6 protein-coding genes and 3 pseudogenes are annotated in these 13,627 nt (G+C 60.3%); 7 read left to right on the forward strand and 2 right to left on the reverse strand.

Annotation, left to right across the window (positions count from 1 at the left end; genetic code table 11):
* From NKI39_RS29540 to tnpC, 3 genes and pseudogenes are all read left to right on the forward strand, one after another.
* Positions 1–165: pseudogene (locus tag NKI39_RS29540) on the forward strand (IS66-like element accessory protein TnpA); the annotation flags it as partial.
* Positions 146–499, forward strand: coding sequence for an IS66 family insertion sequence element accessory protein TnpB (gene tnpB / locus NKI39_RS29545; protein ID WP_352469379.1), 354 nt, complete (start codon positions 146–148; stop codon positions 497–499). The pseudogene NKI39_RS29540 and the gene tnpB, both read left to right, overlap by 20 nt.
* Before the next feature lie 54 nt (positions 500–553).
* Positions 554–2,125 carry an IS66 family transposase gene (tnpC, locus tag NKI39_RS29550; protein ID WP_352493672.1) on the forward strand — a complete coding sequence of 524 codons (1,572 nt, stop codon included), beginning with the start codon at positions 554–556 and terminating at the stop codon, positions 2,123–2,125.
* Here tnpC and NKI39_RS29555 read toward each other — a convergent pair.
* Entirely contained in the window at positions 2,056–6,624 is a 4,569-nt protein-coding gene (locus NKI39_RS29555; RefSeq protein WP_352836228.1) for an nSTAND1 domain-containing NTPase, read from the reverse strand. The genes tnpC and NKI39_RS29555 overlap by 70 nt on opposite strands.
* A 258-nt stretch (positions 6,625–6,882) precedes the next feature.
* On the opposite strand from NKI39_RS29555, the pseudogene NKI39_RS34365 reads away from it, so the two are divergent.
* From NKI39_RS34365 to NKI39_RS29565, 4 genes and pseudogenes are all read left to right on the forward strand, one after another.
* Positions 6,883–6,988, forward strand: a pseudogene (locus NKI39_RS34365) (integrase); the annotation flags it as partial.
* A gap of 239 nt (positions 6,989–7,227) precedes the next feature.
* Positions 7,228–8,301 (forward strand): hypothetical protein, encoded by a 1,074-nt coding sequence (locus tag NKI39_RS29560; RefSeq protein WP_352836231.1) that lies wholly within the window; start codon positions 7,228–7,230, stop codon positions 8,299–8,301.
* 217 nt (positions 8,302–8,518) lie between these two features.
* Positions 8,519–9,892, forward strand: a pseudogene (locus NKI39_RS34370) (anti-phage protein Upx-like protein); the annotation flags it as partial.
* Between the two features lie 67 nt (positions 9,893–9,959).
* Positions 9,960–12,263 (forward strand): anti-phage protein Upx-like protein, encoded by a 2,304-nt coding sequence (locus NKI39_RS29565; protein ID WP_352836234.1) that lies wholly within the window; start codon positions 9,960–9,962, stop codon positions 12,261–12,263.
* 129 nt (positions 12,264–12,392) lie between these two features.
* Here NKI39_RS29565 and NKI39_RS29570 read toward each other — a convergent pair whose 3' ends face one another.
* On the reverse strand, positions 12,393–13,235 hold the full coding sequence (locus NKI39_RS29570) for a hypothetical protein (protein ID WP_352836239.1): 843 nt from the start codon (positions 13,233–13,235) through the stop codon (positions 12,393–12,395).
* Positions 13,236–13,627: the final 392 nt, after the last annotated feature.

The following is a 13,627-nucleotide window of genomic DNA, read 5'->3' on the forward strand; positions in this document are numbered from 1 at the left end:
GATGGGGCACGTAGGTCGGCATCGAAAAGGACAGCGCCTTTTTCCTCTCCAGCCAAGGTGAGCGCGTCGCTGCCGAACGGCGTGAAGTTGACGCTGGAATGCGGTGATGTGGATGCGTTGACGGCGACCATCGGAGCACTGGGTCATGTTCAGACTGGGCGCTGACCTGAAAGTCTACCTGCACCGCGAGCCGATCGACTTCCGGGCCGGCATCAACAGCCTTGCGGTTCTGGTCCAAGAGACGATGGCGCTCGATCCGTTTGCTCCGGCGGTTTTTGCGTTCTGCAATCGCCGTCGCGACCGGATGAAGCTCCTGTTCTTCGATCGGTCGGGCTTTGTGCTGGTAATGAAGCGGCTGACCGAGGACAAGTTCCGGTGGCCGCGCCGGGAGGCAGCGGTGGTCACGCTTACGACCGAGCAATTGCACTGGATCCTCGACGGCATCGACATCGATGCGATGGTCCGCCATCCGGTGCGGCAATATCAGGTTGCCGGTTGAGGGCTCTCGAATTGAGCGGTTGACGCGGCGGCATGCTTTCGATTCAAGAATCTGATGAATCGACCCGGCGAACCGACTGTTGAAGCGTTGATGGCGCGTATTGCTGCGCTGCAGGCGCAGAACCGTCAACTCACCGAACGCGTCGTCAAACTCGAGGAAGAGCTGGCGCTTGCACGACTGCATCGTTTTGCGCCGCGCAGTGAAAAGCACATTGACCGCCTCTTCAATGAAGCCGAACAGGCCGCGGATGAGGACGCCGCCGACAACGAAGATGGCGGCGTCGTTGTCCTGCCGGACACGGGCTTGCCGGCGAGCGAAGGGGCGACGGGAAAGAAGCGCGGCCGCAAGGCCTTGCCGGAAAACCTGCCGCGCGAGCGCGTCGAGTATGACCTTCCCGACGATCAGAAGGCTTGTCCTTGCTGCCGTCACCAGATGCATCGCATGGGCGAGGCCGTTACCGAGCAACTTCATATCGAGGTGAAGGCGAAGGTCCTGCAGAATGTGCGGTTCAAATATGCTTGCCGTCATTGCGACCGTACCGGCATCAACACGCCGGTCGTGACCGCGCCGATGCCCGCGCAACCCTTGCCTGGCAGCATCGCCACGGCTTCGACGCTGGCCTTCGCGCTCGTTCACAAATACGTCGACGGCACACCGCTCTACCGCCTGGCGCAGGCCTTCGAGCGCGCGGGCGTTCCTGTCAGCCGTGGCGCTCTGGGTCACTGGGTGATCGGCTCGAGCGAAAAGCATCTCGCCCGCATCTATGACGTGCTGAAGCTGCGGCTCAGATCGCAGCCCCTCATCCATGGCGACGAGACCACGGTCCAGGTGCTGAAGGAAATGGACAGAGAGGCCACCAGCACCTCGTACATGTGGGCATACCGGAGTGGCCACGACAGTGACGAGCCGATCGTGCTGCTCGATTATCAGCCGGGTCGCGGCCAGATACACCCGCAGACCTTCTTGGGCGATTACCGCGGCATCGTGATGAGTGACGGTTATTCCGCCTGGCGCACGCTGGAAGGGGCAACGCATCTTGGCTGCATGGCCCATTCCAGGCGGCGCTTCGTCGATGCCCTAAAGGCGAGGAAGAAAGGCGGCGGCCCGCCGGAACAGGCGCTCCGGTTCTTTGAACAGCTCTATCGGGTTGAAAGGCAGGCGCGGAACGAAATCCCCGATGACGGCGAAACGCGAGATCACTGCATTCGCCACTTCCGCCAGCAACATAGTGTCCCGATCCTCCATGCTCTCAAGGCATGGCTCGACGACATCGCCCCAAAAGTCTTGCCGGACAGCAAGCTCGGCGACGCCGTCTCCTACACCCTGAACCAATGGGGATATCTGACTCGTTACACCGAGGACGGCAGCATGCCGATCGACAACAATCTTCTCGAGCGTGACATCAGAATCTTTGCCACTGGCCGGAAAAGTTGGCTGTTCAGCGATACCGTCGACGGAGCCAGGGCCAGCGCCGTCATCTACAGCCTGATGTTGACCTGCCGCGCCTGTGGCGTCGAGCCGTTAGCGTGGCTGCGCCACGTCCTCACTGAACTACCTCAGCGCCCCGAGAACGCAGCCATCGAGGATCTGCTGCCCTTCAACTTCGCCAAAGCAACAGCAGCCTGATCAGACCAGATACCGTTCCCGATTCGAAGGCCATCCGTCGAAAGCGCTCGCGTCAACGTGCAGCGAAAATAGCGCTTACAATCGATGAGATCTTGGGGTGTCTGAAAAACCCGTATGAGGCGAACGTCTTCATCATAGGGCACGATCACGACCCTCGTTCCATCTGAATTGAAGGCCGCGCGTATCGGTGCCGACCGCTTGTGCTCATCCTTCGAACTGGCAAGCACTGCCATCTCGCGTCCTGTCCGCGCGTCCCAGAGCCGGGCCGTGCCGTCCTGAGTTGAGGCTGTCAGGACATAGTGCCCGTTAGGACTGAATTGCGCACTGGTCGCTGCGCCGGTGTGCCCCCTGAGAACGAGCCTTTCCTTTCCGTCCAGGACGCTCCAGATTCGTGCGGTGCCGTCGCGTGAGGCAGTCAGAAGCGACTGACCATCCGAGCTGAACTCGACTTCGGTGAGCTCATCGCGGTGACCACTCAGGATGGCGAGGGTGCTCCCGTCCTTGACTGTCCAGATCCGCGCGCTGTGGTCGAGCGAGGCCGTGGCGACCAGTTGGCCGTCCGGACTGAACGTTGCCCCGGTTATTCGACCCTCATGTCCGACCAGTTTCTTCAGTTCGGTCCCGTCCGTTTTCAACAGGTGCGCGGCGTTGTCGCTGGTCGCGGCGAGGACGAGATCGCCGTCCGGGTCGAAAACAACCTGCGCACTTGTTTGGATAGTGGAGACCTCGGCGCCAGTCGCCGCGTTCCACAACCGCGCGGTGCCGTCGGTCGAACTCGCCTCCAGGAGGTCTCCTTTCGGACTGAACTGAATTTGAAACAGCCCGCCTGGAAATTTGAGCCGTGCGATCTCGCTCCTGCTCGCGACGTCCAAGATGAGGACTCGGCCCGCGAGGGATGCGGTTGCAATGCGACTTCCATCGGGGCTGAACATTGCGTTCTGGACGATTTCGTGCGTATCGAGGTCGGCCAGCTTGCGACCGGTTACCACATCCCAAAGGTGCACAGCGCTGTCCCCGCCTCCAGTCAGAAGATGCATATTGTCGGGACTGAACACCGCGAAGGTGGGACGATTTGCGTTGGACAGGGTAGTCGTCAGAATTCCGTCGACGTCCCAGAGGCGAGCGGTGCCATCATGTGAAGCCGTGAGAAGAATATTGCTACCGACTGGGTCGAACTCAAGGTGCTCGATCAAGGCACGATGGCCAGCGATGGTGGCGAACAGCGACGCTCGACCGACGTCCCAAATCCGTAACGGACCGTTTATGGAAGCGGTGGCCAGGAGGCGATCGTCGGGGCTGAAAGCGCTGTTCATTTCCTGATCACGGTCGTCCCCGGCGTCACTCTGTTTCAAGTTCGGGGACTCTTGGCCGAGCACGTCAATTAGCCCTCCAGAGTTTCCGTCCCAGAGACGCGCGCTACCATCGAGTGATACCGTTGCAATTCGGCGGCCGTCGTGACTGAACGTTGCGCCTTGTAATTGGGTGTCGCTCTTGTGGCCAAGGAGCCTTGCGATTTCGGTTCCGTTCGATGGGTCCCAAAGCGCGGGGACACTGTCAAATGAAACTGTGTACCACGTGCCTACCAACAGCCGACTTCCATCCGGGCTGAATGTGAGCTTGGATGCAAAGCTGCCAATAAAACATTGATGGATCAGCGCGCCATCTTTCGCATTCCAGATGAAAACGGTCTGTCCTTCTGAGGTCGCAAAGCTGCGACCATCCGGGCTGAAGCCAGCCAATCCGTCTCCACGGCTGTCTACGCTCAGGATCTTCGTTCCAGTTCGCGGGTCCCAAAGCGAAGCCTGATTGTTTCCGGCCGCGGTCAGCACGCGCTCGCCGCTTGGGTCAAAGACTGCTGTAGGAAAGGAGCCGCCTACCGGCTGAAGAACAAAAAGCTGCGCTCCAGAGTCGGCATCCCAGATGCGCGCGGTCCCGTCCCTTGCCGCTGTAATGACCCGGCGTCCGTCCGGACTGAATCCGGCTCTCTCCACAGGTCCCTCGTGGCCCTTCAGGATTGCAATCTCTTTACCATTCGCGACATCCCAAATGCGCGCGGTCTTATCGTAGGATGCAGTGACGATGCGATCGCCGGTTCGATTGAAGGCTGCCTGCGTCACTCCGGCGTCGTGTTTGAACACCGCCGTTTGGCGGTGTGCCAACAGAGCGTTGAAAAGTGCGGCCTCTGCTTCAAAGAGATTTGGCCGCGCGGCTCCCGATCCGCTCTTCGGCAGCGCCTCCAGCGCCAACAGGATCGCGGCCTCCGTATCGCCGCTCGCCGCGATCTGCTGCGAAAGAAACGAAAGCGAAAGAGACTGATTGCGCAGCGCCTGATCGCGCGCCTCAAGGGCCCCCTTTTTGGCGGCCATCGCCAACTCGGCTTGCCGTGTTGCTGCCTGTTGTGCTCTGAACCCGAAGAACGCGCCTGCGCTGGCCATAACGGCCAACGCCGTGGCGACGATGGCCGCATAGCGCGTGCGTCGCGCGAGCCGGCTCGCAGCCGCGGCCGCAAGACTGCGGCGCTCGGCCTCGCGCTCCAGGCGCTCGCGCTTTGCTGCTTCAGCCGCCTCGATGAGTGCCCGCTCTGCCTGCCTGTCCTTCTCCTCTCTATCCGCCTCAGCACGCGAAGACGTCTCAATGTAGTCGACGATCTGATCGTCGACTTCTACCCGTCTCGACTGCAGCAATTCCTCGCCCTCGGCGAGCCGCTTGCCGGACGGCAGGAGAAGCTCCCGGTTCCGGTTGTCGGCATGCCAGCGGTTGGCGTCAGCCGCGACCCGAGCGCGGGTCTCGAGGAAGCTCCGGTTCGCAATGACAATGTCGCTAGCGCGCGGCCAGCGGCTCAACAAAGCTTCGTGTGCCACGCGCACGTAGACGTGGCCTGCGGCATCCTCATCACTGACGAGAAGGCGAGCGGCGACCAACGCCTCAACGAGAGCCAATCGTTGAGGCGTGCCCGTGACTTCCGCGCGCAAGGCCGGACGCGCCGCAACTGCCTCATCGCTTGGGCGCACCGTGGTGAGGGCACGCAATACGACTGGTAGCTCCTCCTGGATGTCCGGCGGGAGAGCGTCTACGACTTCGTCAGCGCGGCGCGCGATCGCCCCTTCCAAGCCGCCAAGTGCCTGATACGCAGCAAAGGTGAGGATCCGGCGCTCTCGCCCCGCATCGTACAGAGCGTCGAGCACAAATTCGAGAAGCGGCAAAGATCTAGGATCAGCAGCTGCTGCCTCCTGCAGGACATCATCCAGCCGGCCCCGTTCGGCTGTCTCCTCGTAGCGCAGCCTGGCGGTGCGTGCCGGCTCGCGGATGATCTGGGCGATCTCAGCGCCGGTCGGCGGCAGGAGTTCATAGCTGCCGAGGCCATCCTTGAGTGCCCAGAAACCGGGGACCTCGCCGCAACGATGAAAGAAATCCGATCGGATAGTCGCGATCACCCAGACCAGTCCGCTGCTGGCGAGTGCCGCGAGGAGCCGTACTAGCACTTCGCGCGATGCCGGCTCCGTCGTGAACAGCTCCTCCATCTGATCGATCGCCACTACCAATCGCACTTGTGAGGAGGCTGAACCTGTGGCGGCCGCCGCTTTGGCGTGAGCCTGGCGGACGAGCGCCAGAGCTCGATCAGGCGAACTCCAACAGAGTTGAGCCAGCGCTGCCGGTTCGCAAGCCAGCTCCGGCAGGGCGCCTTCGCGAAGCAGCCCAGCGGCCAGCGAGGCGACCGCATCAGGGGCGTCGGAAGGGCGGATTAGGCAGCGGCGCCAAAACTTGATGCCAGCCGCTGCACCGGTTCGAGTGATGGAAGGCAGCAGCCCTGCTCGAAGGAGAGAAGACTTGCCGGAACCGCTCATACCATAGATGAGCAGGAATGCCTTGCCGTTGGCGGCCTGCTGCTCCAGGCGTTCGATGCAGGCAGCAGTCGCCCGAGCTCGGCCAAAGAAGAGGTCGGCGTTTTCGAACTCGAAGGGGTTGAGACCTCGAAAAGGCGACGTGACCTGCTCCTCTGAAGCGAGAGGCACGCGGTACGCGTGCACAGGCCGGGCGATGTTCTTCATCCTTTGTTCGCCAAGATCGACGAATTCGAGCGAGAGCCGATCGCGGGCCTGCGTGTAGACCGCTTCCGAAATGCATATTCCACCTGGAGGTGACAGCGCCTCCAGACGGGCGGCGACGTTCACACCGTCGCCCATGAGATTGTCGCCCTCTACGACAACATCGCCGAGATTGATGCCGATGCGAAAGCGCAGGCGGCTCGACTCGGGCAGCTCAGCATTTTGTCTGCCGACTTGGAACTGGATTTCAGTGGCGCATCGAAGCGCCTCGACGGGGCTTGCGAACTCGGCGATGACGCTGTCCCCAGCGCTCCCGAACACCCGTCCCTGATGTTCCTCTATCAGTCGGTCAATAATCTGACGATGCTTCCGCAGGGTGGCAAGTGTCCCTTCCTCGTCTCTGCCAATCAGCCGGCTGTAGCCAACTGCGTCGGCAGCAAGGATGGTAGCCATTCTACGGTGAACGCGATCCAGGTCATACCTCCCGCCATCTCGGAGCATCCTAACGGAAATGGCGCCCTGTGGGGAGAGGCACCGAATTGGCCTCAAGGGAGCTCTGGCTTACCAACTTCCTTGCCGCATTTGCCGCAGCGCCGCTGACGCTTGTGGTCGACTAGCACTCGTCCGTCCCATAGGCGCTCGACTTCGAGCCGGCTGCGTCCGTTTCTGGTGTGCAAAGTGTGGCCGCAATAGCCGCGTTCGGTCAGTCCGCGTGCAGTTCAGATCCTGCTCGGCACACCAAGATCGAGAATACAGTGCGGTATCTCGGTGTAGATGTAGAAGATCCTTAGAGCTAGCCGAGGCGACCGAGGTATGACCAAAAGCGGCTCCCACGATACCGGTGGGGCCGCGAACTGAAATGCGCCTCATGTCGGTCGTTGAGCAGACCATAGCCCTAATCTCAAAAGCGGCCTTCGAGCGAACAGGCGAGATGACACGTTTGCGCCTCATCTCGGTCGTTGCCGTAACGATGAGCGCGCCCCTAAGCGGACATCTGTGTAGCTAGGAAAGATGGCACCTTCGGCGTCAAAAGATCATACGCTCACATGTTCCCAGATGATGCAAAGCGAGCTCTATGGCTACGCAGGCGCACTTGCGGGCCGCGTCGGCGCGAAGAATGGAGATGCTGTGGAAACACTCTTGGCTGAGGCCGAAGACGAGTGCTTAGTGGAGTATCTTCCCGACCAATGCTATCGCTTAACTCACAAAGGTTGGGCCGCAGCTGAACCCAGTGCCGCACCGGCAATTGTCAATCGCGGCGAAGGTTCGGACAACGAGCTCGGAGGGGTGAAAGTGGCCTTCAATAGAATCATTTCGGGTCACGGCTGGCCGGACGTGTCTCAGGGCGAAGTAGATTTCCCGGCTGATCGCGTGCCTGACAATGCCTCTGACCCAGGGCTGGCCCTTTTGCCTACCCTGTTCATGGCTGAGGGCCGCGAGCCAGATAAGCTAGCTCGAGTTGGATCGATGCAGGTGGTTGGCAGGTCAAACAGTACCGTGCGGCTGCGGTATCAATACGACCCCTTGGTGCCCATCATCACTCAAGACCGGCTTGAAAGCGTGGCGACAGAGATCGGTCTTTCAGGTCATGGCGCCGGCAGGGCTCGCTTCGATTGGACACACACACGCTGGAGCGTAAAGGACGGCGACCTATATCGCACAGTAATTCGTCTGCTGCTTGGTGCCCCTTCCATTAATGTCCCGACCGTCTTCGCCGTTTCGACACCCCCACGCATTGACCCGCTACAGGCCTCAGCCATGATGCCATTCAGCGGCGGTTTTGCTGCGGTTTACGACGCTATCGCGGGGGCCGTCGCTATTGTGGGGATGAGATGTAATCGTGCCGACAACATTTGGGAGCATCACACCATTATCCAGGATGTGGTGTCACTGATAGACCGATCTCGGATCGTGATCTGCGATCTCTCTGGTCGCAATCCAAACGTGTTCTATGAAGCCGGAATAGCCCACACACTAGGACGCGAAGTCATCCTGATTACTCGGCATGCGGACGACGTGCCCTTTGACTTGCGGCATATTAGACACATTACATACCTCAACAACGCCGAGGGGTTAGCACAGCTCCAGCGTCAGTTGACGGATCGGATGCAAACTATCCTTCGAAGCTAGCTTTGGCATCCCTCGTCTGGTCGCCGGTAGTCACCCTTCCGTTTGACACCAGAGGGACGGCGCGACTTCTTGATAGGACTCGCCAAAACTCTTTGCGATGCAAACGAATCTAACGATGTTGCCGCGGGGTTAGGACGCTGCCCGCCGCCGGTACAAAGCAGCCTCATCTGATCGCGCAGGCGCGATTCAGCGAGCCGAGGTGTTGAAGGATTAGAACATGCCCGCCAACGGTCCGACGATCGACGCATTGTCATCCCTGTTCGCCGCAGCGCGAACGGGCGACATTTTTAGCTTGGACGCACTAGCGAAGCGTCAGGCGAAACTGTGCGCTCGGCTGGCGAAGTTCAGCCAGCGCCATGTCGTTGAAATCCTCGCCGGGCTTCTCACCCAGCCACAAAATCATGCCGCCACTTTCCGCATCGAGGCTCTTATCCACCTCGCAGTCCTCAACTGCAAAGGCACTGTGAGGCCCACGCTCTTGCAGGTTAGGGAATGGGTGAATGACATCCTCCTTAAGGACGGCATCGGCTCCGGAGAAGACCCGGTCGAGGACGTGTTCAGTTCGGTGGTGCCGTCATGGTCCGGTAGCGCCACGATCCTCGAGGGAGCCTGGCAAGACAACGGCTATCATCTGGCGCGGATCATGGGTGCGCTGTTGCCGTTGCGCGAGCAAGCCTGGGCGAGCGAGGCGATGCACTCCGTGATGTCACTGCTTCGACTGGGCAAGGCAATGGCGCAGAAGGCCGGAGTGGTGCGCTACATCCTAGCGAACTCCCAGCCAGGCTCGCCGGTCAAAGTTGCACCGAGGAACGTCGAGGCAGGGGTGAAGGCTGTCACTTTCAATCTGCAAGAAATATTCGAGATGGGACTTATCGCCCGCGATATTGCGCCTTTCGTTGGCCACGCGAATGACCTGGCCAATCTGGCAAGCGAGTCCCTGACCAATAGCTCGCTCGAACGGTTTCCACTGCTTAGACATGAACACGGCTGGATGGTCATGCTTCCGACGGCGATAGGCGCGGCTGCCCGGCGACTGATTCTCGACAAGGCGGCTGCCGCGGGCGCCCTTGTCGAGTTGCAGGCTTCGATCCGCAGGGCCGAACTGCTGGACGTGCAGGCAGTCCTGGCGGAAAATATGCAGATGTCCGAGCAGGCCGTGCTGGCTCTGCCGTCCGAATCGAAACTGACAGTCGTCAAGGCGGAATTCGATCTTGGCGGTTACGCATTGATCGTATTAGTCGCCGATGAGCTTTCGGAGGCAATGACGACCGGCCTGCAGGGAATGAACGACAAGGACCTGGATCGCGGCGCTCGGGCCGTCGGGCAGCTCGAAAAGCAGCTTTCGGCCTCTTCTGACTATCGGCGGGGCCTGACCCTGATCGTCCATGGCGGCGTCGGGCGAGGCATCGCCATGGGGTTCGATGAAAGCCCCGCAGAATGGCACCGTATCAGCATGGGGCTCGGCGATGCGCTTCGCATGAGTTGGGACGCAGATTTCGACGCTAAGCGCGTGTGGAAAATCCTCTCCCACCAAGAGCGGCTGCATGAGCGGGGATACGAGATCCATGGCGTCGGCGACTTCGTGAACCTTTACGGCTACCTCGAAAGGCAGGGCTTCGATCCCGTGCAGCCGGAAATATCCAAGGGGCGCGTTGGCAATGCTGGCGACGGATTATGCGGCGGCAGTGCGCCATCGCATCCGCAGTGTACTGGACTACCATCTCGTCGTCGATCCGACCGTCAGCCGGTTCGTCGAGGTGCAGCGGCGCTCCACGAGCTCGTACTTCAAGGAGATCAGCAACCTGCCGCTCTACGTCGCGCCGTTCGAGGCCCTCAACGGCGAGTTCCTTGCGGTGGTGGAAACCCCGAGCCGCGCTTGGTGGGTCGAGTTGCCCATCGTCGATGGACCATACAGGGCGTTCTCCGCGAGGATCTGGGACGCGGCACAACGCTGGCTCGTACGGCTCGCTCCGAGGCTCGAGGAGCTCCTGCCCGGCCTGCCTGAACGACCCATCCACTTCCAGCTAAGATTTCCCGACATCGATCAGCTGACCGATGCGGCGATGAGCGATTCAACGCCGTCAGAGCGTCCACGGTTCGCAATAGTCGACGACGTCATTGCCATTCGATCCGGCGTCGCGTCACTGCGTGGCTACATGGACGCGACCAACATCGCGGAGACGCAACTGCTCGCCTCCATGGCCCTCGCGGCCTCGGAACTAGCGGGGACGCCTCAGGACACGAAGTGGGCGGACCGCCTCGCCAAGGAGGTGACCCGTTCGGCCGATGCCCGCTTCGCGCATGCAATTCCCGCGAGCGATGCAACGGACATCGTCGGATCGTCCCTGGCATTGCCGCCGCCCCGCTTCGTGTTCGACGAGGACCGTGGTTGGGCTCATCTTGGGCTGGCGTTCGACGCCGGAGCGAAAGCGTCAGGGAAGGTCACTTCGAACGATGTCGGATCACTGCTTCAGACGGCGGTGCTGAGAATCTGGGAGCGGATTAAGGACAAGCTGGAGAAGCTGGACCGGCGCTCGATCGTCGTCAGGGCGCTGTTGAACCACGAGGCGATCGACAGGGACCGCCGGGAGTGGCAGCAGACTGCCGCCGCCTTGCGGGCACTCCATGACGACCAAGCGGATGTACTGGACGCGAGCAACAAGGCCGAACTCAGAAGATCGGCTGCCGGCGTTGCGAGCCGAGCATTGGCCGAGATGGCAATCTGCACTTCACCGACAACGGGCGGTCGGCCGTGCACCGACATCGATCTCGACGACTTGATCGGTGAGGTCACGGCGATGCTGGACTGCGCCGGTCAATGTGATGCCCATTTTTATGGGCTCGCCACGGGCCCACTCAGTGTTGCGCCGAACGGCGACTTCCAGTTCGACAGGGGCTTTGGGGAAAACACCCACGTGCCCTACATGTTTGCCCAGGGCGACCGCGCCTTCCACGAGGCCGCTGACTCATACGCAACGTCGTTCGACATCCCCGCCCCCGGTGCACCGCTGCCATCGGCCCCGGTGATCGATCCGGACCTGAAGATTGCGATGCGGGCCGAGTTCGGGATGGATCTGGAACATCTCATTGCGACCTCACATGGCCTCGCCGAAATGGCGATCGAAGTAGGACAAGCCTGTTTCAGCATGCGCAAGAGCGAATTGCTCGACTTCTTCCGTAAGATGGACGGCGCCGTTGATGCAGAGCGTGCATTTTCCGCTCTCACGCTGATGCCGCGAGCAGAGTGGGGCCAGCGAAATCCGAAGGGCGCGTCGGCGCGAGACTGGCAGCCTTGGCGAATGAACCGAAAGCTGTCTCTGACGCGGCGTCCGCTCATCCAGATCGACGAGACCCACGACCCAGAAGTGCTCGTAGCCTCTGCGCTCATTTCCAAGGTCGTCTTTCGCCTGTTCGGTCTTGTCGACGGTCGGCTGGGCGCCGAGATGTTCGACACTAAGGAGGTCGATCGCTGGCTCGGCAAGATCGTCAACGAGCTTGGCCATGCCTTCAATCATTCCGTCGCGGCGAAGCTGCAGGAAATTGGTCTTCATGCACAACCCGACCAACTGATGACGCTGTTCGGTGGCAAGAAGGAGCTGGGCGATGTGGACGTGCTGGCCTGGGACAAAAAGACCGGGGCGGTCTGGGCCATCGAATGCAAAAGGCTGCTTCTCGATCGGACAATCGGTGAGATTGGCGAGCGCCTCGCCGATTACACCACCACGGGCACCCGTCACACGAAGCGCACACCGATCCAGAAGCACCTCGATCGCGTAGACTTCCTCAGAGGCAACCTTTCGGCCGTGGCGGCGGTAACCAAGATTCCTGTCACAGACATCAAGTTGAAAGCCGCGCTCGTCACCGATAAGATCGTACCTATGCAATTCACCAAAACGATGTCGACCCTGGTCGCTCGAACCTGCACTTTCCGTGACCTCGCCAAGCAGTTTGGTTCGTCGTGACGCGGCGGCTCAGTGCCGCGCTCGATGCGGTCAGACCATTGCTGGGGACGTCATAACCTCTATCCGGCCGCTACAGGGTGCGTGAGTGACGTGGCTGAAGCACCAAGTTAAAGAAGCGCTCACGACGCTTCACCACTCAGTGGATGGAACTTCCGGTCGTGCGGGCGCGCTAGCCTCCGCGTCTTGCTTCGCGGCGATCTGTGCCACGTCGGTCAGATCGGCCGGAAGCGGAATCCGCTCCATTGGATAAAGGACGGTCGCCTTGTCAGCTGTGAGATCAAGGATCGGGTATTCCGTTTTTTCCCAGTCGAAAAGCGCGCGTCCCATCAGAAAATGACCTCGCCTGTTGCGGATGACAAATGGGAGCGTGTTGCTGAAAGGATATATTTTGACCAGTTGAGGTGAACCACCGATCGCGGAATGGTCCGGTCGTCGTTGTTCCAATAGGGCGTTCAGAGCCTCAATTGGCTCGTAATCAAAATTGATTGTGACCTTTTGGTCGATGGCCTTTGGTCGCTCGAACCGGCTGCTCAGGAGGGCGTCTAGGCTGGCCATATAGTCATCCTCGTAGTCGCCAAGGAACACGAGCGATTTCTGCGTTTCATGCCAAGGGTGGTTCGACCTCGCCTTTTGATGATGAAATTTGAACAGGCCGCTTCTCTCACACTTAAAGTATCCGATGTCGAACCGCGTATTTTCCCACGACCAGCCCCCGACCAAAATTCGTGTCGTTGCCAGCTGCTCAATCTTTTCCCGCTTCGGGAGGTCCCACGCCTCTATCAACTTGTTCAGCATCCTGCCGATCGTCGAGGTGAGGTGGGTGATATCGAGCGCGCGCGTGCGCGTCTTGATGTGATTATCCAAGGCGGTGCCGACCTGAATGAAGAACGGATATGCGACCTGGGCATCTCCGCAGAAGGCAAGGCAACAGTCGCCACGGATAAGACGAAATATCTTTTGTGCTTGGTTCATCGCGCCGTAGCTCCTCAGGCAGCTGTCCGATGCCATACACAGTTCGACGGCAGTCCCTTGTCTTCGGAGCCAGGCAATAGTGATTGTCATTTGGGTATCAGGAGCTTTCAATTGTTTCGTCTAGTTTATTCATATTAGAGCCGGTTGGGTCAGAAATCATTCGCGGTCAGCAGCCGACAGGCGAGGTATTCTTCGCTCTACCGCGTGTCGAAGGTCTCCGACACCTCGACCAGCTTCAATCATTGCCGGCACGATGGTTCTCGCCCCATGCACGAGCACTCGCAGTCGTGCTCCTTCGTGTTGAGGCATGCGGATGAGCAGTTCTCCTGCTCGCGGTAGGGCTGAATGATGTAGACGCTGCGGTAAGGCACCAGCGCCCGATCGAGGAAATC

This window comes from Mesorhizobium sp. M0664 (assembly GCF_040320565.1).
Classification (GTDB): domain Bacteria; phylum Pseudomonadota; class Alphaproteobacteria; order Rhizobiales; family Rhizobiaceae; genus Mesorhizobium.

What these genes read in the sequence shown, in the direction of transcription:
- NKI39_RS29555 (WP_352836228.1), bottom strand. Translation starts at nt 6,624, where the DNA reads ATGGCTACCATCCTTGCTGCCGACGCAGTTGGCTACAGCCGGCTGATT.
- tnpC (WP_352493672.1), top strand. Translation starts at nt 554, where the DNA reads ATGAATCGACCCGGCGAACCGACTGTTGAAGCGTTGATGGCGCGTATT.
- NKI39_RS29560 (WP_352836231.1), top strand. Translation starts at nt 7,228, where the DNA reads ATGATGCAAAGCGAGCTCTATGGCTACGCAGGCGCACTTGCGGGCCGC.
- tnpB (WP_352469379.1), top strand. Translation starts at nt 146, where the DNA reads ATGTTCAGACTGGGCGCTGACCTGAAAGTCTACCTGCACCGCGAGCCG.
- NKI39_RS29570 (WP_352836239.1), bottom strand. Translation starts at nt 13,235, where the DNA reads ATGAACCAAGCACAAAAGATATTTCGTCTTATCCGTGGCGACTGTTGC.
- NKI39_RS29565 (WP_352836234.1), top strand. Translation starts at nt 9,960, where the DNA reads ATGCTGGCGACGGATTATGCGGCGGCAGTGCGCCATCGCATCCGCAGT.